This window comes from Aminobacterium sp. UBA4834 (assembly GCF_002400205.1).
Taxonomy (GTDB): domain Bacteria; phylum Synergistota; class Synergistia; order Synergistales; family Aminobacteriaceae; genus Aminobacterium; species Aminobacterium mobile.
Genome location: NZ_DHFC01000018.1, coordinates 370,716 through 395,961, shown reverse-complemented (window position 1 = coordinate 395,961; position 25,246 = coordinate 370,716). Strand labels below are relative to the sequence as shown.

The following is a 25,246-nucleotide window of genomic DNA, read 5'->3' as shown; positions in this document are numbered from 1 at the left end:
GGGTGATATTGTATGGTTGACCTGTCTATTATAGGCAAAGCTTCAGATTTATGGACCTATTGGGGTTTTGAAAGCTGGTCCTTCGACCATATGCAAGGAGTATCACGCCGGGTCACTTTCGTTAAGGATAGCATTCTTGGCGAAATAGGCCGTTATTATGCTTATGACTTTGTTATTTGGATTCATAATGGTTGCACCGATGCTGAATATATCTTCGCAAATTGGGAACCTCTCCCCGATGTTATGACACAACGTTTTGTCTTCTTAGAACCTTTTCCCTCCTTTGATAAAAAAATCAAAACTTTTTTTTGGGGTTTTAAAGGGTATTTGGAGCTTTATTCTTATACTCCGCTTGCTCCTTGGAATTCTAAAATCAAAGACCTTGCTCCTCTGGTGAATAAAGCTCAAGAGTTAGAGGGTTCTTTGTGCCAAGGGGGTGATGATATTAAAAAATAAAATAGTTTTCCCAGCTTTTATATATCTATTGGATCTATAGGAGAGTCATATTTTAATAGGAGGTGAAAGAAATGTTGGCAATGTTGTTCCTTGTTGCAATAGCCTTTTTTGCAATAGTCTATCGCGTTCATGGCCGCTATATGGCTCGTATTTATGCCCTTGATGATAGTAACCCGACCCCCGCTGAAACTATGTACGACGGAATAGACTATTGTCCTGCCCATCCAGCAGTACTCTTAGGGCACCATTTTGCTTCCATCGCTGGAGCCGGTCCCATTGTAGGCCCTATTGCTGCGGCGAGTATGTTTGGTTGGTTGCCTGCGTATCTTTGGTGTCTTCTCGGCTCTTCTTTTTTGGGTGGTCCACATGATATGGGGGCTCTTGTGGCATCTATGCGACACGATGGCAAGTCTGTTGGAGAGGTGGTAGACCACTGGGTAGGAAGGCGTGGAAAGCTTTTTTTTCTCATGTTTACCATCCTGACTTTAATTTTAGTCGTAGCGGTTTTCCTTCAATTATCAGCGAATACTTTTGAAGCTGACACGGCAGTGGCATTTTCAAGTACTCTTTATATATTTCTTGCCGTTATCTTTGGAGTGCTGGTTTATAAATATAACACGCCTCTTTGGCTCATGACAGTTATTATGGTTCCTATCGTCATTGGTGCTTGCTGGTATGGGAACTATGCAGACTGGGTTGCTCGATATTTTGTTTACTCGATGCCTACGTGGCGATGGCTCTTGGCAATTTATATTCTCTTTGCTTCTGTCTTGCCGGTATGGTTGTTGCTGCAACCGAGAGACTATCTAGCGTCCTACTTTCTTTATTTTGCAGTTATTGTTGGTGCTATTGGCATGATACTCGGCGGTAAGTTCGAAGTACAGCTTCCGGCTTTTAAGGGGTTTGTTGCAGGAGACCAGTTTTTATGGCCTATGCTTTTTGTTATTGTGGCATGTGGTGCCATTTCGGGATTCCACTCACTTGTAGGAAGCGGAACGACATCAAAGCAGCTTCGACGAGAGACAGATAGTACCCTTGTTGGGTATGGCTCCATGCTTCTGGAGGGTATAGTTGCGGTTATTGCCATTGGCACCATTATGATTAGCGGAAAAATCCTTCCTGGAGGGCCAGTTGTAACATATGCTCAGGGATTTGGGCAATTTGCCGGGCTTCTCGGGATCGATCCAAAGCTTGGGGCTTCCCTTGGCGGTTTGGCAATTAATACCTTCCTTCTCACATCCTTAGATACAGCTACCCGTCTGACCCGCTACCAAATTCAGGAAATTACGAACATGAAGGTAGACAAGTATACTGCTACCATTATAACTATAGCGGCAGCTATGGCTTTGCTTCTTGTAAAAACAGTTGGACCCGACGGCAAACCCGTTCCGGCATGGGCTGCGATTTGGCCTATGTTTGGTGCTGCAAACCAGCTTGTTGCGGCGTTGGCCCTTTTGGCAGTGGGGGTTTGGGTTACGAAGGGACTTAAGAAGAACAACAAATTCCTTATGGCCCCCATGTGGTTTATGTTGGCTACTACAGTAGCAGCCCTACTCTTTATGATCAAAGAAAAACTTACGGGAGTTCCTAACTATCTGTTGGTTGGTATCTCTATTGTCCTTCTTCTCTTTGCACTGTTGATGGTGAAGGAGTCTTTCCACGCCTTGAAAGTAAAAACTGAAGAGGAATATAAATAGTTTATGTTTGTAGATGTTGACTCTTTAGCAAGAAGGCCGGAGCATTTTTTCTCCGGCCTTTCTTTTTAAGATTGAGGTCCTCCGACACTGAAGGATTTGCTATTCCACGATTTCCCTCTTTTAAGCTCGCCTTCAATTTTAGAGAGGTAACGACTTCCGCAAAAAGGACATCGTAGAATAATATCTTTTACCTCCAGTTCAAACTCCTTTTTACACTCAATACACTGAAACGTAGCCACGCATATACACCTCCGTCTAGATATATCATGATGGCATTTACTATTATAATATATTTTTTATTTTTATGTCCTATTTGTTTTAAAAAAACACTTTGTATAATAAAATAAAAACAACAAAGAGAGAAAGGAGGAATTGCATGTCTTCCCTGTTGCGTGTATCTGGAAAGGATGTCTCATTGGTTCTTTGTGGAGCAGCTGGACAAGGTGTTCAAACAGTAGAAGAATTGCTTGTGAAGGCTATTCGTCATCTTGGCTATAGCGTTTTTGCAAGTCGTGAATATATGTCTAGAGTCCGTGGCGGAAACAATTCCACTGAAATACGTTTTTCCCCCTGGCCTGTTCGAGCTTTTGTTGATCGTATCGATGTCCTCGTGCCTTTAAACGAGGGAATTCGAGAGAATGTAAGAAGGCGGATCTCTTCTCAAACTCTTATTATTGGTGATAGAAATGTTTTTCACACCGAAGGAGAAGAGTTGGGAGGACGTTACTTTAACGTAGAGTTTTTAAAGATAGCGAGTGAGATAGGCGGAGTTGTTTTTGCTAACTTTGTTGCAGCAGGGATGCTTCTGGGTATGGTAGGCGGAGGACTGGAGATAGGATATTCCTTTTGCGGCGAAAAATTTGCCCCCAAGGGGCAATTAATAGTCGATAAAAATAAAGAGGCTCTAGATAGAGGATTTAAGATTGGGCAGACTCTCACAGAAGGTACATTGCCCTTTATATGTGGGGATAGTAAAGGTCGGCCCCTTCACCGCAGTGTTTTGAGTGGAACAGAAGCTCTATCTTTAGGAGCTTTGGCTGGAGGATGTACGTTTATTGCAGCGTACCCCATGTCACCTGCTACAGGAGTTTTATCTTTTATGGCCCAATGTGCTTCTCAGCTAGGAGTAGTGGTAGAGCAGACAGAAGATGAGCTTGCTGCCATTAATATGGCACTTGGAGCTGGTTACGCTGGAGCGCGTGCGATGGTTACAACCTCTGGTGGTGGTTTTGATCTCATGACAGAAGGGGTAAGTCTTGCTGGTATTATGGAAGTTCCTGTAGTAATCCACGTGGGGCAGCGGCCTGGTCCAGCTACTGGAATGGCCACACGTACAGAGCAGGGAGATTTACATGCGGCTCTATATGGAGGTCATGGGGAATTTCCTCGCGCTGTTTTCGCTCCGGCTACACTGGAAGAAGCCGTTCGCATTGGAGCAAAATCTTTTTATATTGCGGAAAAATACCACATTCCAGTTATTATCTTGACAGATCAATACTTCCTTAACTCTTATTATGACATGACTATTCCTGATCTAGAGTCCCTCTCTTTCCCTTCCATGATTGTTGAATCAGAAAAAGATTATTGTCGATATAAATTTTCTTCCAACGGAATCTCTCCTCGCAGTGTTCCTGGCAATGGGAAAGGGCTTATAGGGGCCGACAGTCATGAACATGACGAAGAAAGTCATGTGTATGAAGACTTTGACCTTCGTAAATGTATGGTTGATAAACGTTTCAGAAAACTTGCGTTAATGAGATGTGAAGCTGAAGAACCTTTATTTGTCGGGGCACAAGACTATAGGATCCTTATTATTGGCTGGGGTTCTACATTCCACATACTTGAGGAAGCGTTGGAATTTATAGGACATTCCCAAGTAGCATTAATGCATTTCCAACAACTGTATCCCTTGCCCGCCTCTTTGGGCGAGCGCTTAGAACAGGCACAGAATATTATAGTAGTGGAAGGGAATAAAACCGGACAGTTTGCTCATTTACTCAGGCAAGAAACAGGCAGGAAAGTGGACTCTATTATTACTAATTACAATGGCCTTCAATTTTCAGTAGAGCAGGTAGTGAGAGAATTAGCTGCTTGCCTTAATGAGGGGGTATATTGATGAATTCTGGAATATTCGATCTAGCAAACGCTGATTTGGCTTGGTGTCCCGGTTGTGGCGATTTTCAAATTCTTGAAGCATTGAAGAGAGCTTTGGAGGAACTAGGATGGACCCCTCTAGATGTAGTCGTGGTGTCTGGTATAGGGCAGGCAGCTAAAACTCCTCATTTTATGAAGTGTCATTTTTTTAATGGACTTCATGGTCGAGCTCTTTCCAATGCCACAGGCATAAAAGCCGCAAATCCTTCTCTCAATGTAGTAGCGATAGGGGGAGATGGAGATATGTATGGAGAAGGTGGAAACCATTTTATCCATACGATCAGGCGTAATCCAGATATTACTAATTTGGTCTATAACAATATGGTGTATGGTCTTACCAAAGGGCAAGCGTCACCTACGAGCTTTAGGGGGTTTAGAACTTCAGTTCACGTTGACGGGGTGATGTCTGAGCCTTTCCCGCCACTGGCGGCTGCTATTGTTTTTGGAGCTACTTTTGTAGCTAGAGCTTTTTCCGGGGATGTTGAAAAAACTGCGAATCTCATAAAACAGGCAATCCTTCATAAAGGGTATGCCCTTGTAGATATTTTTCAGCCGTGTGTGTCTTTCAATCGTGTTAACACGTATAAATGGTATAAAGAAAATACGTATTATCTCGATGAACACTATAATCCAGAAGATCGAACAGCTGCTATTGCCCTAGCTTTGAAAACAGAAAGATTCCCTTTGGGAGTGCTCTATAAAACAGAGAGTCGACCTACTTTCGAGGAAACACTAGGAGCCTATCGCTACGATAAAACTCCCCTTTATAAAAGAAAACGAAAAATTCAAGATATTGAAACTTGTATTGAATCTATGACATAATAGGTTATCTTGTTATGGGGGAGGGGATGTGATGGGAGGGCTTATTCAATTAGGGTATGAAGGACCTGATTTCTGTTTGAAGGATCAAAAGGGAAATTCCGTTACACTCTCCACGTTAAAGGGGCATAATGTATTGCTTTCTTTCCATCCGCTGGCGTGGACTCATATTTGTCAGGCACAGGTTAACACCATTGACGCTCATCTAGGTCTTTTTGAGCGACTTAATACAATTCCTCTTGCCATTAGCGTAGATTCTGCCGCAACGAAGAGAGCATGGGGCGAAGCTATTGGAATTAAAAAGCTCCAGCTTCTTTCCGACTTTTGGCCTCATGGTTCTATTGCTCGTCAGTATGGGGTTTTTCGCGAAAAAGATGGTTTTGCATCCCGAGCAAGTATTCTTTTAAATGAAAAATTGGAAGTTATTTTCGCTAAAGAATATGAGCTCGACCAGATTCCAGAACTTCGAGAAGTTATTTTTATCCTAAGAGACTATACAAAATCAGAAATCCCCAACTTGGAGATAGAAATACAACGTTGTCTCAAAGATGCGGCAGGGCGTACTGTTTGCATGGAAGACAGTCGGGCGAAAGGTATAGACGCCACTAATTAAAAAGGCTAATCCCCCGTAAGTTATTTGGGGGATTAGTCTTGCCAGTTGATATTTAAAATTTTCTTCCAACAGAAATTGATAATGGCTTCTCGAGAGGGAGCTTGTCCCTTCCCCATTTTATCGAAATCTTCCTGAAGTTTTCCATAGGCGTTCTTTATAGTCTCGTCTTCTTCTGCCTTTTGAACTAATTCCGCAACAGGTTGTAACTGGCGATATACCTCAGGTATAAGGACAAAGTTAGGACCATCCATAGTGAGTCCCACCGTATAAATAAAAGAAAGAAGGGACTCTGATTCTCTTTTGGTGCTGCTTATATCTATATAGGCAGGGAGATTTGGAGACACATATAGAAAAACATCAGGGGGAGTGGATATATTTAGAGGCAGAGTATCCCATCGAGATGGTCCAGCTGGCGTTACGGCTAGCCAGGCACGAGGAGTTTCTGTGAGCGCTGTAACCCAGAGATAATACTTTTTTGTGGTTTCTGGATCATTAAAAGAAAGTCGCCATATGAGATCTGGCCTTAAATCTTTATCGGCAAATGGTAAATGCCACGTATTTTCTGTAATACGCTTCCCCTCTAATACTTTTAGCGGGTGAAGACCGGCTGGAGAACGCAGCCAAGCTTCTTTTATAACTCCATCATTGCTCTGAGTAGTCAAGGTAAGTGGATGTCCTGGCGCGGCATAAACCTGAAGAGAGCCTGTGGCTCCCTGCAAGGGGGCAGGAAGTATTGCTGTAATTGCGACGAAAACTATTATGAAAATGCGGATCTTCTTCAGCGTCATAAGGTCCATCACCTCCTATGATTTTATAAGCTGGATATTTTTATTAACGTTTTATCCTTATCTTTTAGAGTTTCTACTAAAGAGCTTATAGTTACCCTAAGCTGTGGGTGAACCCAATTTGCAGCTATTTGGTTCAGTGGAACTAAAACGAAAGATCTGCGGTGCATTTCAGGATGAGGAATACGAAGTCTTTTATCATCAATGCACTCACCATTTTCCAACAACAACAAATCGATGTCGATTTCCCGAGGCCCCCATCGCCACCTTTCAATCCTTCCCATGTCTTTTTCTATCTGTTTAACGAGGTCAAGAAGAGCAAAAGCGCCCATAGAAGTTTCTACGAGAATGCAGGCATTAAGGAAACGAGTTTGTTCAACCTCCCCTAAAGGAGCTGTTTCAAAAATGTCACTTTTCGCAACGACGTGGACACCTTTACTATCTAAAATTTGCACGGCTTTCCGCAGATTATTCATGCGGTCCCCCACATTACTACCAAGAGCCAGTGCAACACGCATCACATCCCTGCCTCCCTTATAGCCTTAATGATGGTAATCACATCGTGAGTTGCTTTTACATCGTGAACTCGTACAAGTTCCACTGCTTCTTTGGCGCAGTAAGCAGAAACGGCTAAAGTTCCATAGAGACGGGACGCAGTGTCTTCTGTTTCAAGCAGAGTTCGTATAAAGCCTTTTCTGGAATGACCGATCAAAATAGGACGCCCAAGACTCCTATATGATTGGATAAACTTTAATACCCGCATATTATCTTCGAGCCTTTTCCCAAAACCGATCCCTGGATCAATAATAATTCTGTCAGGAGCGACTCCTGCTTCTGCTAGCATATGAAGGCGCTGGTGAAAATAGTCGATAGACTCTCCAATTACATCGCAGTATACAGGGTTGTTTTGCATGGTTTTAGGTATTCCTTGTATATGGGAGAGCACATAGACAAGATCGGTTTGAACAGTTGCTGAGAACATATCTTGGTCAAGTGTAAAACCAGACACATCATTTATTATATCAGCGCCACAATCCGACGCTATTCGGGCTGTCTCCCCTCTATATGTATCGACAGAAATAACAGCGTCTTGAAACTCCTTCCTAACGGCGGAGAGGGCGGGTATAAGACGATCTTGCTCTTCCTTGGCAGAAATGGGATCTGAGCCGGGGCGGGTGGATTCCGCTCCTATGTCGAGAATATCAGCTCCTGCCTCTAACATTTGACGGGCTCGTTTTACAGCTTCATCTGCTGTAGAAAGTCGACTTTCGCTATAAAAAGAATCGGGGGTTATGTTGAGAATCCCCATTACTTTTGTTTCACCACCGCCAAGAGACAGGGTTCGATGACGAGGCAAGGAGAGATTCCAAGAGCGTTGTGCCATAGCTTTGAATGTGTTGCTGAGTTCTTCACGTAATTGGTCAAGGCCCCAGCAAGAGAGGGCTTTCAGTTTCAAAAGCAGCGCTTTATATTGGCCCTCTGTCCCCAGAAGAAGCACATCGCTTTTTTCGGTTCGCCCGTCAATAACATTTTTATGGACGATAGCATCACCGCCACGAGCCAAGAGTTCCTGCTTTACATAGGCTGCTGCCCGAAAATCTACTTGGGAAACCCAAATGGGCAAAATTTCTCGCTTTGGCAAAAAATATGCAGCCGAGCGGGGATCTGCTCCAATTTTATGTATGAGAGATACGAGCTCGCTATTGGAATGAACGTGCACAGAATATATAGTCACTTGTATTATCCCTTTCTTAGATACCTAATGAAATGATATAAGAGCACAAAGATAATAAGACCTCTCTGTTAGGAGGTCAAGAAAGAGACTAAATCCATTCAGTGGAGACTTTTTTCAAGTGAGCAGTTTGGTTCAGAGAGAAGAGGCCGTATCCTCTTTGATAGTCATATGTCAAGATGCTATAGGATGCGGTGTCCATATGGGTTTTCCAGAAGTAGGGTTCAGGAATATTGAGACAGCCGGCTATAAGGGGTTTCAGCACAGTACGATGAGAAACAACGACTATAGTGTCTCCGTAATGTTTTTCAACCAGTTCTTTAAGAGCACGTAATGCCCTGCCTTGCACTTCTTGTAAGGTTTCTGCTCCGGAAAGGCGCAACTTTTCTGGATAGGTGAGCCATGTTTCCCAGTCACTCGGGTACTCTAGAGCGATTTCTTTTTTAAGGCGCCCTTCCCAAAAACTGAAATTAATATTGTTTAGGCCTTCGCATTCAAAAAGATGTTTATGGCTACATGCTCTGGCGATGGCTGTAGCCGTTTGTTTGGCTCGTAGCAGAGGGCTTGTATAAATAAAGTCGGGAACCATGGGGGCGATGGCTTTGCCTAAATCTTCTGCCTGTTCCAGCCCCCTTTCGTTGAGAGGATAGTCCACACGGCCGCGAAATCTCTCTTCTCGATTACCTTGACATTCACCGTGTCTAGCTAAAATTATAGTCGTGTGTTCTCGATCAGTAGCCATGATTCTCACTCTTCTTTCTCTTGTATCATATTAATGAATGTTATCATTATATATCAGAGAAATAATGAAATAAAAAGATTGACCAGTCTTGACAATAATTCTAAGGATTGATAATCTACCTTCTGTAAATGGATAGATTAGCACTCAACAAGAGAGAGTGCTAATACATTGAAAAAAGGAGGGGAGGTTCGTGCTTACCGAACGGCAACTAGAGATCGTTTTAGCCGTTGTGTATGAATATATTCAGACTGGGGAACCGGCAGGATCTCGTACTATTGCCCGTAAGTATTTAAAAGGTTGCAGTGCGGCTACGATACGTAATGAAATGTACGATCTTGAGCTGATGGGCTATTTCTATCAACCTCACACATCGGCAGGACGCCTTCCCACATCAAGGGCTTACCGACTTTATGTCGATTCTATTCTACATCGAAGAAGAGTCCCTCCGGTTGGATTTGAGTATTGGAAAGATGGCATTCGAGAACAGAAGCAAGGCATCGAATCTCTTTTATCCTATGTCTCCCAACTTCTGGGGCGGGTAACAAACTATGTGGGTGTTGCTGCTATATCCTCCCTTCATGAAGTGGAAATTCAACATGTGGATTTTGTTCGTCTTGGCGGAAATACGGTTCTTGTAATTATGGTACTTAAAGGCGGCCTTGTTCACCATAATATAGTGGCTTTGCCATGTGATTTATCTCAGGATTCCCTTGAGGAGTTGGCTCGTCGTATCAATATGATATGTGTTGGACATCCGTGGTCAGAAGTGCGGGAAGTCCTCTATTCTTATGTTATAGAGGGCCTTGAAAGATTTTCTGATGCGTGTTCAGAAGCCATTATACAAATAGACGGGATGTTGCAGAAGTATAACTATAGGCTATTTACAGGGGGGGCGCAGCATATCCTCAACCTCCCTGATTTTCAAGATATAAGTAAACTTCAGGCTGTTCTCTCGCTGCTGGAAGAGGAATCTTCTCTGGCAGAGGTTGTAGATCGTTGTTCTCTTGAACGCGGCGTTAATATTTCCATTGGAGATGAAAACCCGGAAGAGGAAATGCAAGAGTGTTCCATATTGATGGTTCCTTCAAGAAAGCGCGGTCGAAGAACAGTTTTAGGTGTAATTGGACCGATGAGAATGGATTATGAAAAAACGATTTCCATTCTCGAAGCCATGATGGCAGATCTGGAAGAAGAAAACGTCGATTAATATAAGGAGGTTCGATTCCATGGCCCGAGAAGAACAGGAAATGTGTCGTGAAACGAACTGTCAGCAGGGACAGGAAGCTCCACCTGAGGGGAAAATGGAGGAAGCAGGGCAGGAGGTTCTTGAGGTGCTGATTCAGGAAAAAAAGGAATTGGAAAAGGTTATAGAAGAAGTAAAAAAAGAAAACGAGATCCTTCGTACCGCTGCTGCATCTGCTCGTGCAGATTTTTATAACTATAAAAATAGAGTGGAACGAGAACGTGAAAGGTATATCCGCCTCGCGGAAGAAGATTTGGTAATGCAGCTGCTACCAGTTCTAGATAATCTCGACAGAGCTTTGGCACAACCTGACAATACAGAAGAACAGAATATTCGAGAAGGAGTATCTATGGTCCGGCGGCAGTTTTTGTCGGTGTTAGAGAAAGTGGGAGTCTCAGAAATACTGGCTGAAGGAGAGCCTTTTTCTCCAAGTTTTCATGAAGCAGTAGGTATAGAGCCAGTGGAAGAACCGGAAAAAGATGGCATCGTGGTTTTTGAACTACAACGGGGCTATAAAATGGCAGATAAGGTTATTCGCCCATCTCGAGTAAAGGTTGGAAAATACGTAGAACCCCAAAAAGCTCAAGAGTGTGAAAAAGATATTGTAAACGAAGACGATCAGTCTAAGGCATAGAAATATCTTAAATTGATTCTTTTTATTTTATAGAGGTGATAGGAATGTCAAAGGTAGTTGGTATAGACCTCGGAACAACAAATAGCTGTATAGCTGTTAAAGAGGGAGATAACGTAACTATTATTCCCAATGCGGAGGGAGCTCGGACGACTCCTTCTGTCGTGGCTTTTACAAAAGATGGAGAGCGTCTTGTAGGACAGCTTGCGAAACGACAAGCCATAGTTAATGCTGACCATACGATTATGTCTATCAAAAGAGATATGGGGTCTGAGGAAACAGTAAAAATTGACGGTAAAGCATATACACCCCAAGAAATATCGGCCATGGTTCTACAGAAACTTAAAAGAGACGCAGAAGATTATTTAGGCGAGCCAGTAACAAAAGCAGTTATTACCGTGCCCGCCTACTTTACCGATGCTCAGCGTCAAGCTACGAAAGATGCAGGAACTATTGCTGGTCTTGAAGTTCTTCGTATTATTAATGAGCCTACTGCAGCGTGTTTAGCCTATGGTGATAATAAACAGGGAGAGAGTAAAATTCTTGTTTTTGACCTTGGCGGGGGAACTTTTGATGTTTCCATTCTTGACGTAGGCGAAGGAGTATACGAAGTTCTCGCTACTTCTGGTGATAACCGCCTTGGCGGTGATGATTGGGATAATCGCATAGTGGAATGGATGGTAGCAGAGTTTAAAAAGACTGAAGGTATTGATCTCAATAATGATCGGATGGCTTTGCAGCGTTTACGTGAAGCGGCAGAGAAGGCGAAGATTGAATTGACATCTATGCCGGAAACCACTATCTCTCTTCCATTCATCACAGCTAATGAAACTGGACCTAAACATTTGGAAATGTCCTTGTCACGGGCTAAGTTTGAAGAGCTGACAAGAGATCTAATGACTCGCGTAGAAGGGCCTGTAAAACGCGCATTAAGTGATTCGGGGCTTTCTACGAACGAAATTAACAAGGTGTTGTTGGTCGGTGGCTCATCCCGTATGCCTATGGTTCAGAAAAAAATTCAGGAGCTTCTGGGGAAAGAGCCTTCTAAGGGGATCAATCCTGATGAATGTGTAGCTGCTGGAGCAGCTCTGCAGGGAGCAATTCTTTCTGGAGATCATAAAGATATTGTTCTAGTGGATGTAACCCCCCTATCTCTTGGAATTGAGACTTTAGGTGGTGTCTTTACAAAAATAATAGAGAGAAATACGGCTATTCCTGTTTCTCGAAGCCAGGTTTTCTCTACTGCCTCTGATAATCAGAACCAGGTGGAAATAGTAGTTTTACAGGGAGAGCGGCCTATGGCCGCAGATAACGTGAAGTTAGGCAGCTTTACGCTTGATGGAATTCCGCCAGCACCTCGCGGTATTCCCCAGATTGAAGTTACGTTTAATATAGACGTTAATGGAATTTTAAATGTTTCCGCTAAAGATAAGGGTACAGGGAAAGAGCAGAAGGTTACGATTCAGTCGTCCAGGCTCTCTGATGATGAGATTGAAAAAATGAAAAAACAGGCTGAAGAGCACGAGAAAGACGATCTTCAGCGTAGAGATGCGGCTGAAGTGAAGAACGAATCCGATGGTGTTGTCTATCAGGCTGAAAAGCTGATGAAAGACCATGGAGATAAAATGTCAGCTGAGGAAAAGGGAACAATCAACTCTGCCGTTGATAATTTAAAGAAAGCTATTGAAGGTGACGATACAGAGAAAATGAAAGCCGCCAAAGATGCTCTCCTCAAAGAAGTTCAGGAATTTTCGGCACGACTTTATAGCCAGGCCGAATCTGCTGATTCAACGAGTGGGCAGCAGAGTGAAAATTCTCATAGCCAAGAAACAGGGGAAACAGTTGACGCTGAATTCAGCGATCATGGTCAGGCGTAAGGAGTGATCTGAGGTGCCATCTCCCGGCGCGCAGGAAGATTTTTACGAGATACTTGGCGTTCCCCGGGATGCCTCTGCAGCTGATATAAAAAAGGCCTATCGGCGGCTTGTTCGTAAGTACCATCCCGATGCGAACCCTGGGAATATGGAGGCCGAAGAAAAGTTCAAGAAAATTAATGCGGCCTATGAAGTGTTGAGTGACTCGCAAAAGCGGGCACAGTACGATCAGTTTGGAACAGTAGGAGACATGCCTCCAGGCGGGGGTCCCTTTGAGGGCTTCGGCGGGATGGGCGATATGTTTGGAGATATTTTTGAGAATATCTTTGGTGGGGGAATGGGGCGGCGAAGGGCTGACCCTCGAGCCCCTCGCCGTGGTGCAGATCTTGAAATGGCTCTTTCCATTTCTTTGGAAGATGCAGCTCGCGGCATCGAGCCGGAAGTGGAAATACCTCGATGGGAGAATTGTAGCCGTTGTGGCGGCTCTGGAGCAGAACCTGGAACAACTCCGGAAACATGCTCTCGTTGTGGTGGCACTGGGCAAATAGAGACGCGCCAGCAGACGCCTTTTGGTCAATTTGTATCCGTTACTACGTGTCCTCAGTGCGGTGGATCTGGACAGTTTATCAAACAAAAATGCAGCCAGTGTGGCGGTCAGGGACGGCAGAAAGTTCCCCACCGTCTGAAAGTTCGCATACCAGCTGGCGTAGATACAGGCACAAGGCTGCGTATTCATGGAGAAGGCGAAGTTGGCTTTAATGGAGGTCCTCCAGGGGATCTTTTCCTTGTAATTCAGGTGAAAGACCATCCTGTTTTCAAAAGAGACGAGGGGGATCTCCATCGGAAGACAGTGCTAGCCTTTCCTATGGCTGCTCTTGGGGGCTCAATTGAGGTTGAGACGCTCATTGATGGAGTGGAGAAACTTGAAATTCCAGCAGGGACTCAGCCAGGTAAGGTTTTTAGACTTCGGGGTAAAGGGATGCCCAGGCTTCGAGGTGGACGAGGAAGAGGGGATTTATTTGTTCATGTAACGATCGATATTCCCACTCGTTTAACTGAAAAGCAGCGGGCTCTCATTGAAGGATTAGCGAAAGAGATGGAATTAGATGTTAAGGATGAGGGGCTCTTCTCTAAATTCAGAAACATCTTTGGTTCTTGAGGTATAGCTGTAAAATCCTTCCATACGTGATAGACTCGACGTCAATCGGGGAGGCTTGAAGCCTCCCCGATTTTTCACAGGATTTTTCTAAAAGAGGAGGACACATCATGACCAAGGGAGATAGCTTTTGGTGGTACATTACCCTTGAAGCTACATTAGAGCTTGAAGAAGTGTTGTCTTCACTTGCCGATCTTTCTGGAGGTATTGGTTCTGAAGAGCATGAGAGTTCTGGCAGCGTCAGAATGAGGATTTATTACCGCACCTTCCAAGATTTAGGCTATTGGCTTGAAGAGTTGAATAGATACTTAGGTTCATGGCCAGGGGTATCTGTTGTAGATATGGGAAAAATAGAGAACAGACAATGGCATACAGAGTGGAAAGAGGCTTTTCCTCCTCTCCCTGTGGGGGAGCGGTTTGTGGTTTTAGCTCCATGGCATAGAGGAAGCGAACCTCAGGATAGAATCCCTCTCTATATATATCCAGGCTCCGCTTTTGGTACTGGATATCATGAAAGCACGCAAATAGCGTTGTCCCTCCTTGAGAAATATATGCGGCCTGATTTTGATGTAGCAGATATTGGCACAGGGTCTGGCATCCTTTTTATTGGAGCTGTTCGGCTTGGTGCCCGTCATGTCTATGCTCGAGATTTGGATCCGGCGGTGCTGGATGAGGTCTTGAATAATATGGAACTTAATGGCGTCTATAAAGAGGATGTAGACTTGCAGGAGGGGGATCTCCTTAAGGGGTTTCATGAAACAGTGGATATCCTTATGGCTAATATAGTTATTGAGCCTCTTCTCACAATGCTTCCAAGCGTACCTGCCGCATTGAAAGAGGATGGGATAGCTATCTTTTCCGGTTTATTACTGAAGGAAAAGGAAACCTTCATAAAAGCGTTGAAAGAAATAGGTCTTGAGATTATTGACGATGTAGCTTGCAATGATTGGTGGGGGGTAGCAGTAACGAAAAAATGAAGAGATCGTTAATAAACAAGCGAATAGTCATAATAGCCATGGGGTGCAGAACAAATCAGTCTGAAGCCGATGCCCTAGCATCTATGCTCGAGGCTTTTGGCGCTCATATTGTCTCTTCGCCTCCTTATGATGGAGCTATTCTGGTTTCTTGTACTGTTACTTCTATGGCAGATAAAAAGAGCCGCCAGTTTGCAAGACGGTTGCGACGTGAATCGAAAGATGCTGTTATAGTGGCGTGCGGATGTTGGGCTCAGAAAGTGCCTTCTCAGATAGCTCAAGGCCTTGGTGTGGATATTCTTGTTGGCACGAGACAAAAAGCGAGTATCCCGACCCTTATGGAGGAAGCCTTCGAGAAGAAAAATAATATCTTTACTGATTTACGCAGTGATGTTCTTTACGATTCCTCGTGGGATCCTCTTTTTCAAAGGCATCCTCTCTTGCATACTCGGGCTTTCGTCAAAGTACAAGACGGATGCAATCATTTTTGTTCGTATTGCATCATCCCTTTCGTGCGAGGCAAACCAGTGAGCCGTCCATGGCAGGATGTACTGAATGAGGTCCATTCTATAGTGGATTCAGGATGTTCAGAGGTAGTCCTTACTGGTGTCCACCTTGGCTTATATGGTACTTATGGCGAAATTTCTCTGGGAGAGCTTGTCCGTCGGATTGGTTCTGTTCCAGGTGTTCGTCGGATACGCTTCGGGTCTCTTGAACCTTTCGGTATTGATGACACCTTGTTATCTGCCCTTGCTGAGACTCCTCAATTTTGTCCTCATTTGCACCTTCCGTTACAGAGTGGGGATGATGATGTTCTCGAAAGGATGGGAAGAGGCTATACTGTCTCCGATTTTATGGCGTCTGTAAAAAGGATCCGCTCTTTTCTGGGCGAGCGAGTTCATATCAGTACTGATATCCTTGTAGGATTTCCTGGAGAAAGCGACAGGGCTTTTCGTAATACCCTCCGTATAATGGACGAGATAGGTTTGGGGAAAGTACATGTCTTCCCTTACTCTATTCGACAGGGAACGCGAGCTGCATCTTTTAAGGAGCAAATTCCTCGGGAGATTGCTCAGGAACGAGTTCATCAAACCATAACAAAAGGTGAGGAATTGTTGAAATCTTATTGTAGCCAATGGCTGGGAAAAGATATCCCAATTCTTGTGGAAGAAGTGTCGGATGGCAGATCTACTGGCCTTACTCCCTTTTTTGTAAAAGTAGAAACTGCCCAAAAATTTTCTATAGGAGATATTGTGACAGTTCGCCCTTTCTCCTACGCTTCCGAATCTCTTCGAGCATAACTCTTACTCTCTGAAAATAAGATGTTTGGCTGGTATAATAAACTATGTAATATGAAATATATTGTTGTTTTTTGGAAGGCGGTCTGTAGGTATGAAGTATCCGATGCTTGGAATAGACCTTGGCACCCGTTATGCCATGACAGCCTGTAATATTGATGGGAATGTGGAGGTTTTGCCTAGCCGGTGGGGGATGAAACGCACCCCTTCAGTGGTTTCCTGGAGTCCCTCTGGTTGGGTTGCCGGCGAAGAGGCGGCGCGAAGAGAGATAGCCCATCCTGAGGTAACCTTTTGGGATATGAAACGGCAAATAAGCCGACAAGGAAAAATTCGCTGTGGTTGGCGTTGTTTTGCGCCAGAAGAAGTTTTGGTCCCTTTACTTGTTTTATTGCGAGAAGATGCGGAAGCGGTTCTGAACCGTTTTGTAACTGCATGCGTTCTAACCGTCCCTTCTGCTTTTAGCTTTGCGGAACGCCAGGCGATTGCTCGTGCTGCCTATTCTGCAGGGTTTGAGTCTTTGCGTATCATTAACGAACCTACAGCAGCAGCTTTTGCATATGGGAAAGAAGGAGTTTCTCTCGTTGTAGATTTTGGAGCTGGAACTGTAGATGTTTCAGTTGTAGAAATGGAAAAGGGAGTTTGGCAAGTGTTGGAAAGCGTTGGAGATTCTACTATCGGTGGCCGAGAAATTGATTTTTTGATGGCCCGGCTTTTAGAAAAACGACTTCTTTTGAGCACAGAGGCGCTTCCTGCAGATGATAGCATGTGGCGTTATCTTTTAGGAGAGGCTGAAAACATAAAAATAGCCCTCTCTTCATGTTCAAACTATACGTGGCAACCAACGCAGGCCCTTTCTCGTTCCTCTCATTCTATAAATATATCTCGTCATGAGTTCGAAGAGCTCATTCGCCCCATGGTCCTTCAGGTGGCTACAATAGTTTTCCAGCTTTGGGAAAAATATACTCCAAGTCATTTGCTGCTTGTTGGGGGAAGTAGTCGCATCCCTTTTTTCCGATCTGTTTTAGAGTCGAAAGTGGCTCATCCAGAGTATGTGAGTCAATGCCCAGACGAAGCTATCGCCATGGGAGCAGCTCTTTTTGGCTCGGCAACAGAAGGACGTTTCCTTATAGATGTTCTCTCTCAAAGTTTGGGGATAGTTTCTGCGGAGGGGAATTTTGTTCCTGTTTTGGAAAAAGGCCTTCCTTTGCCATGTAGAGCTACCCGCCATTTTGTTAGCGTTGGAAATGGACGTATAGATTTGGAAATAGTGCAGGGTGAAGCCGAGAGCCCTGGATGGATGGTTCTGAATCGAGTTTTTGTCGATTCTCTCAAAAAAGGTGAAGAAGTGGATCTTTACTTCTCTGTAGATTCTGGAGGACTCCTTTCTATACAGCTGAGACGAGAGTCTGGAGAGTTGTTCGATATCCCTCCCTTCTCTGTGGATGAGTGTCTGGCACATAGTGAAGAAAATCCTCCCGAACTTAAAGAAATAGAGAAACGATTGGCTAGATTGGCCCTCCCCCTATCAGCCTCGCAGCAGAGTAGGTTGATGGCTCTTGTCGGATCGGCTGGAGCGCTGGTGGAGCAGAGTTGTTACGGAGAAGCGGTGGAGCTATTGTCTCACCTAGCTGACAATATGGAGAGGATCTCTTTATGATGGACGCGTCTATTCGGCTCGAGGAGAGTCTCGCTGTTCTTGGTCTCATGTCTGGGGCTTCAATGAAAGATATCCGCTCTGCTTTTCGACAATTGGCCAGAACTTGCCATCCAGACATAGCTGGACCTCAGGCAGCGCCTCAATTTGAAAAAATCACAGCGGCTTATATGTTTCTTAAATCTAAGGAATCTGATGTAGCTACGCTGAGACAGGGAGGAGGGGCCTGGAAACAGGGCAGGGCGCGCAATACGCAGCAACAACCTGAGAGAGAGACAGCTCAGAACACAAAAAACTCCGAACGAATCCGTCAGCTGCGGTTAGAAAAAATTCTTGTGGACACGGAACTAAAGATGGCTCATTTGCTTGAACGTGCACAGGAAGTTGATGGTAAAACAGATCTTGTGAGATCGCAGCAAAGACTTCTAAGTACTCATCCTGCAGTGCGTCGTTTAGCGGCGGGATTTTTGATAAAATATTTCGATCAGCCTGGCGTAGCAGAAAGTTTTGTCAACATGGCGGATAGATATCCAGAAGACGAAGATTCTTTGACACTGATTTTTGAAGGGATATTTTATCAGCCGGTACTTCTGACTTTTGCTGAAGCTGTTTCAGCTAAAGCCTGTCAGGTTTCTGAAAAAGCGGCTTTATCATATTTACGATGGATAGGCAATGTGCCTTGTAGAGAATCTCTTTTACAGCGGTTTCTCTCCCATCCTTCTGTAGAAGTTATAGTGAAAGCACTCAGCCGCTGGCCTTATAATGGAGAAGCTCCTGATGAAATCAGCGTATTACGATTGTTGAGAAGCGATGATGAAAGGATCTTGGTGCCACTCTTACAAATTTTAAAGAGAAAAGGATGTCCCGAATGGGCAATGGGAAGGGTTTGCCTTTTGGCTCGTTCTCATAATGCTCCAGCTGTACGAGTTTGGGCGGGGTCTATTGTCCGGAAGAAAAATCTGGTATAGAATAGCCTGAAGTTGAGAGGTGGGTTGTAGTGGACAGGAGTTGCATTTTTTGCAAGATTATTGAGAAATCAGTTAAAGCGGATGTTGTTTACGAAGATGCCCATGTTCTTGCGTTTAGGGATTTAAATCCTCAAGCTCCTGTACATGTGTTAATTGTTCCTAAACAGCATATCAGCTCTGCGGCTATGGTTAAAGAAGATGGGATGTGGGGCCATCTTATGGGGGCTGTAACTCTAGTAGCTAGAAGCCTTGGGCTTGAGGACAATGGTTATAGATTAGTAATCAACTGTGGTGCTCAGGCTGGACAGACAATCCCCCACCTTCATGTTCACCTGTTGGCGGGACGGTCGTTCCGCTGGCCACCAGGTTAGTTGATGTGGGTGGCACAGAAAGGGGGGATCCAGTATGACGACGATCATTCGGAGAGAAAATGAGTCCCTTGAGGATGCGCTAAGGCGTTTCAAGCGGGAGGTCTCTAAGGTTGGAACCCTTCGCGAAGCTCGGAAGCGAGAGCACTATGAAAAACCTAGCGAAGTTAAGAAAGCTAAAAGAGCCGAAGCTGCAAGAAAACGGCGGAGTAGATCCAGGGGGTAAGATAAGGTGAGCGAGCTGTTGGAACGTATTCAGAAAGATATTGTAACGGCGATGAAAGCTAGGCAAGAAATGGAACTTTCGACGTTACGTATGTTGAAAGCAGAAATACAGAAAGCCCAAACTGAAAAAGGGCGTTCCACGGAGCTTGCCGACGAGGATGTAGTTGCCCTTATTCAGCGGCTTATAAAACAAAGGCATGAATCAGCAGAGCAGTTTACAGCTGGCGGCGCTTCAGATCGAGCAGCGGAAGAGCTAAGGGAAGCGGCGTTCCTTGAGACGTTTCTTCCAGAACAACTGCCTGATGATGAATTGGACAATATGATCGAAAAGGCTGCAGCGGCGGTAAAGGCAACGGGCCCGAAAGATATGGGGCGCGTCATGGGGCGGATTATGAACGAGGTCCGAGGACGCGCCGAAGGGAAACGGGTAAAAACAAGGGTCCAGGCATATTTGCAGTCCCTAGTAGAGTAGCGTTCCAGAGTATAAAAGCCGGGTGACTGCCCGGCTTTTTCTTTTATGTATCTGGGGGAAGAAGAGAATGAGATGCCCAAAATGCAGTGCCATGGAGACGCGAGTTATAGAAACACGTACAGCCGATGAAGGTAGAGTTGTTCGTCGTCGTCGAGAATGTCCTGAATGTTTAGCCCGTTTTACCACTTATGAAAGAATCGAGGAGAAACGAACCTTACGGGTAGTCAAAAAGGACGGAAGACGGGAAATTTTTGATAGAGAAAAGATTACTCGCGGCATCAGTAAGGCTTGCGAGAAACTACCAGTTTCCTTAGAACAGATAGAAGAAGTTGTATCAAGGATTGAAGAGGGATTCCGTGCAAGTGGTGTTGGTGAAATCCCAGTCTCGATCATTGGAGAACGGGTAATGGAAGAATTAAAACACCTCAACAAAGTGGCATATGTTCGTTTCGCTTCCGTATACAGGGAATTCACAGATCTTTCGAGCTTTCAAAAAGAAATAACACGTCTTGTGACAGAAAGAGAGCCATAAAACCGGCTCTCTTTCTGTGTATTTTCTGGTCCTTAATCTTTCCTCCACAAGCTTGCCATGTAGCTATTGTCATTCAAAAGAGAATTTACGTCATTGTCAGATTCGATCTTCGTGTATAATAGTATTATCTTTCTGGATCTTATTTTTAAAGGAGGGGTACTGTTCATGAAGTTGAGAAGGGTAGCATTGGCATTGATGGTAGTGTTGCTTCTTGGCGGTGTGGCGTTCGCAGAGGATACTATTCGTATCGGTGTATATCTTCCTCTTACAGGGCAAAATGCCTTTGGCGGGCAGTTGGAACTGGACGGTGTGAAGATGGCTCACCAAGAGTTTCCAGAAATTCTAGGGAAAAAAGTGGAACTCTTTGTGGTGGACAATAAGTCCGATAAGGTAGAGTCAGCTAACGCTGTAAAAAGGCTGATTGAGAAGGAAAAAGTTGTAGCCATTATCGGAACCTATGGGTCCTCTCTTGCCATGGCTGGTGGGGAAGTTGCGGAAAAAGCCAGCATACCTGTTATGGGAACTTCTTGTACGAACCCCCTTGTAACTCAAGGTAAAAAATATTATTTCCGCGCCTGCTTTATTGACCCCTATCAGGGCGCTGCTGCTGCCACATATGCTATACGGGAATTGGGAGCTAAAAAAGCAGCTCTGCTTGTGGACGTTTCTAACGATTATAGCGTGGGTCTGGCTGGTTTCTTTAAGCAGTCTTTCCTCAAACTTAATGGAGAGATAGTATCTGAGCTGAAATATAATACTGGTGACCAAGACTTTACGGCACAGCTTACTGAAATAATCAGCAAAAAACCTGATATTATGTTTATTCCTTCTTATTTTGCAGAGGGAGCTATTATTATGAAACAAGCTGCGGAGCTCGGTGCTGAATTTAGAATTATGGGTGGCGATGCCATGGATAACCCGGAAATCGTTAGCATCGGCGGAGAGGCAGTAGAAGGATTCATGCATACAACTTTCCCGTACGATCCTTCTATGAAAGATATGAGCCCCATGGCACAAAAATTCACAGAGAATTGGAAAAAGCTCCATCCTGATAAGGATCCCAACGTAAATGCAGCCCTTGGTTACGACTCGTATCTTCTCGTCCTTGATGCCATAAAACGAGCTGGTGTAGCAGAACCCGAGGCCATAACAAAGGCCTTGACGGAGACCAAAGACTTCCCCGGCGTAACGGGCAATACCACGATTAATGAAACTCATGATGCTGAAAAAGAAGTGGGTATTGTAATGATTAAAGAAGGGAAGAAAACCTTCATCGGAACGGTTAAACCCGAAATGTAATAAGCCCTTTACTCCTCTTTTCGTATGATTCCATTTATACAGACGCAGAGGCAGGAGAACGCTAGTTCTCCTGCCTCTTAAACAAGGAGGAAGCTGCTGTGAGCCTGAATATGTTTATTCAGCATTTATTTAATGCCATTACTCTCGGGTCTCTGTACGGCCTTATTGCCATTGGCTATTCCATGGTTTATGGCATCTTGCGGCTTATCAATTTTGCTCATGGTGATATATTTATGCTTGGTGCGTATTTTGTTTTTTTTGCTATAGTACTTGCCAAATTACCATGGGGAGTAGCCGTAATTGTGGCCGTATTACTTTCCACTCTCTGCGGAATATTGGTGGATCGCGTGGCTTATAGGCCTCTACGGGATGCTCCTCGTATCTCCGCGCTTATTAGTGCTATAGGAGTTTCGTTTTTTATTGAGAACTTAGGCCTTGTAGTTTTTACGGGATTGCCTCGGCCTGTTATGCGCCCTGATTGGCTTGTGCGCATTATTAAGGTTGGTCAAATCAGAATTTTGCCTTTAGCTATACTTGTCCCTTCGGTTACCTTTCTTCTTGTCTTAGCTCTTCTTTGGGTTGTATATAAAACGAAACCGGGATTAGCCATGCGAGCAATTTCCAAAGATATAGAAACCACCAGACTTATGGGGGTTTCTGTAGATAAAGTTATTGCTTTCACATTTGCACTTGGCTCAGCTCTTGCTGCTGCTTCTGGCATTATGTGGGCCCTTCGATATCCTCAAATTAACCCTTTTATGGGGGTTGTCCCGGGTTTTAAGGCTTTTATCGCAGCTGTTTTTGGTGGCATTGGTTCTATTCAAGGGGCTGTGATAGGGGGCATGCTATTAGGTCTTATTGAAATTATGGTTGTCGCTTTTTTCCCGGCTCTTTCCGGGTATCGCGATGCTTTTGCTTTTATTCTTCTGATCGTAATCCTCCTCATTAAGCCGACAGGTCTTATGGGGGAGAAGCTGGAGGACAAGATCTGATGGATAAAAAAAGAAGGAACTTCATTTTGAACGTATGCGCTATAGGATTATTAGCTCTTGCACTTTACTGGGCTCAGGGAAATCTTGACGGGTATAAAATTCAGGTTATTAACTTAGTAGCGGTAAATGCAATTCTTGCACTGAGTCTTAACCTGATTTATGGTTTTACAGGAATGTTTTCTCTTGGACATGCTGGTTTTATGGCTATAGGGGCGTATGTGTGTGCAATCCTCATTCTTTCTCCGGCTCAAAAACAAGCCTTGTGGATTTTAGAGCCTATCATATGGCCCTTTTCCGTAATACGCGCTCCTTTCCTTATAGCTGTTTTAGCAGGCGGTCTTATTGCCGCTTTCTTTGGGTTGCTCATTGCTCTTCCAGTTCTTCGTCTCGGTGGTGACTATCTAGGTATTGCGACACTTGGCTTTTCAGAAATTATTCGTGTTGTATTAACGAATATAACACCAGTTACGAATGGTGCTTTGGGCATTAAAGGCATTCCGTCATATGCGAATATTTGGTGGAATTATGGATGGTTACTCTTTGCGTTGTACTTTATAGTTAAATTTATGAACAGCAACTTTGGAAATGTGTTGAAGGCTATTCGAGATGACGAAATAGCTGCCAAAAACATGGGAATTAATACGTTCAAATATCGGGTTATTTCTTTCACGATAGGAGCTTTTTTCGCAGGTATTGGCGGTGCTCTCATGGGAAGCCTTATTACCACTATAGACCCTAAAATGTTTGTTTTTACCCTTACTTTTAATGTGTTGATGATCACTGTCGCCGGCGGCTTAGGTTCTATTACCGGCAGCGTTATCGGGAGTATTATTATTACTATTCTTCTTGAATGGCTTCGTTTTGTGGAGAACCCTCTTACAATTGGCTCTTTTGAAATACCCGGCATTCCCGGCATGCGTATGGTCATTTTCTCTCTGGCCCTTATTTTCATTATCCTCTTCAGACGCGAAGGAATAATGGGGATGAGGGAGTTTGGATGGGACACAATGATATCCCGTTTTTCCAAAAGGGGGGAAACTAAGTGAATCAGCAGCGTGAGGTAGCTCTTCAAACTCAGAATATCACTATCCGCTTTGGTGGCCTTGTTGCTGTCAATAATTTTAACATGTCTGTCCCTCAAGGAAGCATTGTGGGGCTGATTGGTCCCAATGGCGCGGGAAAAACCACAGTCTTTAATATCATTACAGGTTTTTATAAACCTAGCGAGGGGAAGGTCTTTTTTCATGGTAAAGACATAACAGGACTTCGACCTCATACAGTTTGTCAGAGTGGGATTGCAAGAACGTTTCAGAATATTAGATTATTTAATAATGAGACGGTATTGCAAAACGTTATGATTGGATGTCATGTACGCCAAAAAAGTAAGTGGTGGATGGCGCCTTTTCCTGTCCCCTCTCTTATCCATGAAGAACAAGAGATCCGTGAAAAATCTCAAAAGCTCTTAGAAGCTGTAGATTTAGCCGAACAGGCTGAGGAAATATCGAGTTCCCTACCTTACGGAGATCAACGGCGTCTTGAGATAGCTCGAGCTCTCGCTACAGAACCGCATTTCCTTTTGCTTGACGAGCCAGCTGCAGGAATGAATCCCCAGGAAACGCAAGATCTCATGACTTTTATACGACGTATCAGGGACGAATTCAATGTGACAATTCTTCTTATAGAACATGATATGAGGGTTGTTATGGGCATTTGCGAGTATATTTGGGTTTTAGATTATGGGAAGCTCATTGCAGAAGGCGACCCGGAGGCTATCCAGTCGAATCCTCGAGTTATAGAAGCATACCTCGGAGAGGAGTACGGGAAAAATGCTTAAAATAGAGGATCTTCACGTCTATTATGGTGGCATTCATGCAGTGAAAGGAATTAATTTGACTATTCCTAAAGGGCAGATAGTAACCCTTATCGGAGCTAACGGTGCTGGGAAGAGCAGTACTATTCGCAGCATTGCTGGTTTAGTGAAATCGGCAAAAGGAAATATTCTTTTCACCGATACAGCTGGAAAGGAAGATAACCTCCTCGGTAAAACGCCAGAGCAGATTGTTAAACGAGGCATCGCCATGAGTCCGGAAGGCCGCCGGATCCTCCCTCAACTCACAGTGGAGGAAAATCTTCTTTTGGGAGCATACATTCGAGATGATAAAGATGGGATACGAGAGGATATAGAACATGTCTACTCGCTTTTCCCTAGACTGAAAGAACGGGCCTGGCAAAAAGGCGGCACTCTTTCTGGTGGCGAACAGCAAATGTTGGCTGTTGGGCGGGCTCTTATGAGTCGCCCTGACCTTGTGATGATGGACGAGCCTTCTCTTGGGCTTGCCCCGATTTTGGTAAGGGAAGTTTTTGATATTATTAAGGAAATTAATGCTCAAGGGCGAACAGTTCTTCTTGTCGAGCAAAATGCGTATGCTGCGTTGAAAGTTGCTCATTATGCGTATATTCTGGAAGTGGGGAGTATTGTTCTGGAAGGAACAGGCGAAGAGTTACTGAAAGATCCTAAGGTTAAAGAGGCTTATTTGGGAGGGTAAGGAAGACTCAAAAACT

27 protein-coding genes are annotated in these 25,246 nt (G+C 44.3%); 22 read left to right on the top strand and 5 right to left on the bottom strand.

From position 1 onward, the window contains the following. Positions 1–12 precede the first annotated feature (12 nt). Positions 13–456, top strand: coding sequence for a hypothetical protein (locus B3L97_RS08445; RefSeq protein ID WP_286934823.1), 444 nt, complete (start codon positions 13–15; stop codon positions 454–456). A gap of 71 nt (positions 457–527) precedes the next feature. Further along, positions 528–2,153 (top strand): carbon starvation CstA family protein, encoded by a 1,626-nt coding sequence (locus B3L97_RS08440; protein WP_286934822.1) that lies wholly within the window; start codon positions 528–530, stop codon positions 2,151–2,153. Between the two features lie 65 nt (positions 2,154–2,218). Here B3L97_RS08440 and B3L97_RS08435 read toward each other — a convergent pair whose 3' ends face one another. Continuing rightward, positions 2,219–2,392, bottom strand: coding sequence for a hydrogenase expression protein HypA/HybF (locus B3L97_RS08435; RefSeq protein WP_024821810.1), 174 nt, complete (start codon positions 2,390–2,392; stop codon positions 2,219–2,221). A 137-nt stretch (positions 2,393–2,529) separates the two neighbouring features. Here B3L97_RS08435 and B3L97_RS08430 point away from each other — a divergent pair, with 137 nt between their 5' ends. The 3 genes from B3L97_RS08430 to B3L97_RS08420 are packed head-to-tail and all read left to right on the top strand — an operon-like array spanning position 2,530 to position 5,739. Beyond that, positions 2,530–4,269: a 2-oxoacid:acceptor oxidoreductase subunit alpha gene (locus B3L97_RS08430; RefSeq protein ID WP_286934821.1), complete on the top strand. Its 1,740-nt coding sequence runs from the start codon at positions 2,530–2,532 to the stop codon at positions 4,267–4,269. Beyond that, positions 4,269–5,129: a thiamine pyrophosphate-dependent enzyme gene (locus B3L97_RS08425; RefSeq protein ID WP_286847342.1), complete on the top strand. Its 861-nt coding sequence runs from the start codon at positions 4,269–4,271 to the stop codon at positions 5,127–5,129. Before B3L97_RS08430 ends, B3L97_RS08425 begins: the two co-directional genes overlap by 1 nt. A 31-nt stretch (positions 5,130–5,160) precedes the next feature. Continuing rightward, positions 5,161–5,739 carry a redoxin domain-containing protein gene (locus tag B3L97_RS08420; protein ID WP_286934820.1) on the top strand — a complete coding sequence of 193 codons (579 nt, stop codon included), beginning with the start codon at positions 5,161–5,163 and terminating at the stop codon, positions 5,737–5,739. A gap of 32 nt (positions 5,740–5,771) precedes the next feature. Here the strand turns inward: B3L97_RS08420 and B3L97_RS08415 are convergent, their stop codons facing one another. The 4 genes from B3L97_RS08415 to B3L97_RS08400 all read right to left on the bottom strand — a co-directional run bounded on the left by B3L97_RS08415 (position 5,772) and on the right by B3L97_RS08400 (position 8,998). Further along, positions 5,772–6,527 carry a hypothetical protein gene (locus tag B3L97_RS08415; protein WP_286934819.1) on the bottom strand — a complete coding sequence of 252 codons (756 nt, stop codon included), beginning with the start codon at positions 6,525–6,527 and terminating at the stop codon, positions 5,772–5,774. 23 nt (positions 6,528–6,550) lie between these two features. Further along, positions 6,551–7,042 (bottom strand): 2-amino-4-hydroxy-6-hydroxymethyldihydropteridine diphosphokinase, encoded by a 492-nt coding sequence (gene folK / locus B3L97_RS08410; protein WP_286847495.1) that lies wholly within the window; start codon positions 7,040–7,042, stop codon positions 6,551–6,553. Beyond that, positions 7,042–8,259, bottom strand: a complete 1,218-nt coding sequence (gene folP / locus B3L97_RS08405) for a dihydropteroate synthase (RefSeq protein ID WP_286934818.1) — start codon at positions 8,257–8,259, stop codon at positions 7,042–7,044. The genes folK and folP overlap by 1 nt, the downstream gene beginning before the upstream one ends. 88 nt (positions 8,260–8,347) lie before the next feature. Next, positions 8,348–8,998, bottom strand: coding sequence for a histidine phosphatase family protein (locus tag B3L97_RS08400; protein ID WP_286847348.1), 651 nt, complete (start codon positions 8,996–8,998; stop codon positions 8,348–8,350). A 190-nt stretch (positions 8,999–9,188) separates the two neighbouring features. Between B3L97_RS08400 and hrcA the strand changes: the two genes are divergently transcribed. The 17 genes from hrcA (at position 9,189) to B3L97_RS08315 (ending at position 25,230) form a co-directional block, all read left to right on the top strand. Further along, positions 9,189–10,205, top strand: a complete 1,017-nt coding sequence (gene hrcA, locus B3L97_RS08395; protein WP_024821818.1) for a heat-inducible transcriptional repressor HrcA — start codon at positions 9,189–9,191, stop codon at positions 10,203–10,205. 19 nt (positions 10,206–10,224) lie between these two features. Further along, positions 10,225–10,875, top strand: a complete 651-nt coding sequence (locus B3L97_RS08390) for a nucleotide exchange factor GrpE (RefSeq protein WP_024821819.1) — start codon at positions 10,225–10,227, stop codon at positions 10,873–10,875. A 44-nt stretch (positions 10,876–10,919) separates the two neighbouring features. After that, positions 10,920–12,749, top strand: coding sequence for a molecular chaperone DnaK (dnaK, locus tag B3L97_RS08385; RefSeq protein ID WP_024821820.1), 1,830 nt, complete (start codon positions 10,920–10,922; stop codon positions 12,747–12,749). A gap of 13 nt (positions 12,750–12,762) precedes the next feature. Further along, positions 12,763–13,905 carry a molecular chaperone DnaJ gene (dnaJ, locus tag B3L97_RS08380; protein ID WP_024821821.1) on the top strand — a complete coding sequence of 381 codons (1,143 nt, stop codon included), beginning with the start codon at positions 12,763–12,765 and terminating at the stop codon, positions 13,903–13,905. 107 nt (positions 13,906–14,012) lie between these two features. Further along, the gene (locus tag B3L97_RS08375) at positions 14,013–14,879 is read left to right on the top strand and encodes a 50S ribosomal protein L11 methyltransferase (protein ID WP_024821822.1); all 867 of its coding nucleotides are present in this window, start codon (positions 14,013–14,015) and stop codon (positions 14,877–14,879) included. Then, positions 14,876–16,177 (top strand): tRNA (N(6)-L-threonylcarbamoyladenosine(37)-C(2))-methylthiotransferase MtaB, encoded by a 1,302-nt coding sequence (gene mtaB / locus B3L97_RS08370; protein WP_286934817.1) that lies wholly within the window; start codon positions 14,876–14,878, stop codon positions 16,175–16,177. The genes B3L97_RS08375 and mtaB overlap by 4 nt, the downstream gene beginning before the upstream one ends. 91 nt (positions 16,178–16,268) lie before the next feature. Beyond that, complete coding sequence (locus B3L97_RS08365; RefSeq protein WP_024821824.1) at positions 16,269–17,831, top strand: Hsp70 family protein; 1,563 nt, start codon at positions 16,269–16,271, stop codon at positions 17,829–17,831. Continuing rightward, complete coding sequence (locus B3L97_RS08360) at positions 17,828–18,796, top strand: J domain-containing protein (protein ID WP_286934816.1); 969 nt, start codon at positions 17,828–17,830, stop codon at positions 18,794–18,796. Before B3L97_RS08365 ends, B3L97_RS08360 begins: the two co-directional genes overlap by 4 nt. A 29-nt stretch (positions 18,797–18,825) precedes the next feature. Then, positions 18,826–19,167 carry a histidine triad nucleotide-binding protein gene (locus tag B3L97_RS08355; RefSeq protein ID WP_024821826.1) on the top strand — a complete coding sequence of 114 codons (342 nt, stop codon included), beginning with the start codon at positions 18,826–18,828 and terminating at the stop codon, positions 19,165–19,167. A gap of 34 nt (positions 19,168–19,201) precedes the next feature. After that, positions 19,202–19,390, top strand: a complete 189-nt coding sequence (rpsU, locus tag B3L97_RS08350; protein WP_084043861.1) for a 30S ribosomal protein S21 — start codon at positions 19,202–19,204, stop codon at positions 19,388–19,390. Positions 19,391–19,396: 6 nt separating this feature from the next. Beyond that, complete coding sequence (locus tag B3L97_RS08345) at positions 19,397–19,861, top strand: GatB/YqeY domain-containing protein (protein ID WP_024821827.1); 465 nt, start codon at positions 19,397–19,399, stop codon at positions 19,859–19,861. Positions 19,862–19,928: 67 nt separating this feature from the next. Beyond that, positions 19,929–20,393, top strand: a complete 465-nt coding sequence (gene nrdR / locus B3L97_RS08340; RefSeq protein WP_024821828.1) for a transcriptional regulator NrdR — start codon at positions 19,929–19,931, stop codon at positions 20,391–20,393. Between the two features lie 165 nt (positions 20,394–20,558). Continuing rightward, positions 20,559–21,692, top strand: coding sequence for an ABC transporter substrate-binding protein (locus tag B3L97_RS08335; RefSeq protein WP_024821829.1), 1,134 nt, complete (start codon positions 20,559–20,561; stop codon positions 21,690–21,692). Between the two features lie 98 nt (positions 21,693–21,790). Beyond that, positions 21,791–22,684 (top strand): branched-chain amino acid ABC transporter permease, encoded by an 894-nt coding sequence (locus tag B3L97_RS08330; protein ID WP_024821830.1) that lies wholly within the window; start codon positions 21,791–21,793, stop codon positions 22,682–22,684. Further along, complete coding sequence (locus B3L97_RS08325) at positions 22,684–23,730, top strand: branched-chain amino acid ABC transporter permease (RefSeq protein WP_024821831.1); 1,047 nt, start codon at positions 22,684–22,686, stop codon at positions 23,728–23,730. Before B3L97_RS08330 ends, B3L97_RS08325 begins: the two co-directional genes overlap by 1 nt. Beyond that, positions 23,727–24,518: an ABC transporter ATP-binding protein gene (locus B3L97_RS08320; protein WP_024821832.1), complete on the top strand. Its 792-nt coding sequence runs from the start codon at positions 23,727–23,729 to the stop codon at positions 24,516–24,518. Before B3L97_RS08325 ends, B3L97_RS08320 begins: the two co-directional genes overlap by 4 nt. Beyond that, positions 24,511–25,230, top strand: a complete 720-nt coding sequence (locus tag B3L97_RS08315) for an ABC transporter ATP-binding protein (RefSeq protein ID WP_286934815.1) — start codon at positions 24,511–24,513, stop codon at positions 25,228–25,230. Before B3L97_RS08320 ends, B3L97_RS08315 begins: the two co-directional genes overlap by 8 nt. Positions 25,231–25,246: the final 16 nt, after the last annotated feature.

Excerpts from the sequence above, each read along its gene's own strand:
- dnaK (WP_024821820.1), top strand. The coding sequence starts at position 10,920 with ATGTCAAAGGTAGTTGGTATAGACCTCGGAACAACAAATAGCTGTATA.
- B3L97_RS08420 (WP_286934820.1), top strand. The coding sequence starts at position 5,161 with ATGGGAGGGCTTATTCAATTAGGGTATGAAGGACCTGATTTCTGTTTG.
- B3L97_RS08400 (WP_286847348.1), bottom strand. The coding sequence starts at position 8,998 with ATGGCTACTGATCGAGAACACACGACTATAATTTTAGCTAGACACGGT.
- B3L97_RS08335 (WP_024821829.1), top strand. The coding sequence starts at position 20,559 with ATGAAGTTGAGAAGGGTAGCATTGGCATTGATGGTAGTGTTGCTTCTT.
- B3L97_RS08390 (WP_024821819.1), top strand. The coding sequence starts at position 10,225 with ATGGCCCGAGAAGAACAGGAAATGTGTCGTGAAACGAACTGTCAGCAG.
- B3L97_RS08440 (WP_286934822.1), top strand. The coding sequence starts at position 528 with ATGTTGGCAATGTTGTTCCTTGTTGCAATAGCCTTTTTTGCAATAGTC.
- B3L97_RS08430 (WP_286934821.1), top strand. The coding sequence starts at position 2,530 with ATGTCTTCCCTGTTGCGTGTATCTGGAAAGGATGTCTCATTGGTTCTT.
- B3L97_RS08375 (WP_024821822.1), top strand. The coding sequence starts at position 14,013 with ATGACCAAGGGAGATAGCTTTTGGTGGTACATTACCCTTGAAGCTACA.
- B3L97_RS08365 (WP_024821824.1), top strand. The coding sequence starts at position 16,269 with ATGAAGTATCCGATGCTTGGAATAGACCTTGGCACCCGTTATGCCATG.
- folK (WP_286847495.1), bottom strand. The coding sequence starts at position 7,042 with ATGCGTGTTGCACTGGCTCTTGGTAGTAATGTGGGGGACCGCATGAAT.
- B3L97_RS08325 (WP_024821831.1), top strand. The coding sequence starts at position 22,684 with ATGGATAAAAAAAGAAGGAACTTCATTTTGAACGTATGCGCTATAGGA.
- mtaB (WP_286934817.1), top strand. The coding sequence starts at position 14,876 with ATGAAGAGATCGTTAATAAACAAGCGAATAGTCATAATAGCCATGGGG.
- nrdR (WP_024821828.1), top strand. The coding sequence starts at position 19,929 with ATGAGATGCCCAAAATGCAGTGCCATGGAGACGCGAGTTATAGAAACA.
- B3L97_RS08360 (WP_286934816.1), top strand. The coding sequence starts at position 17,828 with ATGATGGACGCGTCTATTCGGCTCGAGGAGAGTCTCGCTGTTCTTGGT.
- B3L97_RS08415 (WP_286934819.1), bottom strand. The coding sequence starts at position 6,527 with ATGACGCTGAAGAAGATCCGCATTTTCATAATAGTTTTCGTCGCAATT.
- B3L97_RS08315 (WP_286934815.1), top strand. The coding sequence starts at position 24,511 with ATGCTTAAAATAGAGGATCTTCACGTCTATTATGGTGGCATTCATGCA.
- rpsU (WP_084043861.1), top strand. The coding sequence starts at position 19,202 with ATGACGACGATCATTCGGAGAGAAAATGAGTCCCTTGAGGATGCGCTA.
- B3L97_RS08445 (WP_286934823.1), top strand. The coding sequence starts at position 13 with ATGGTTGACCTGTCTATTATAGGCAAAGCTTCAGATTTATGGACCTAT.
- B3L97_RS08425 (WP_286847342.1), top strand. The coding sequence starts at position 4,269 with ATGAATTCTGGAATATTCGATCTAGCAAACGCTGATTTGGCTTGGTGT.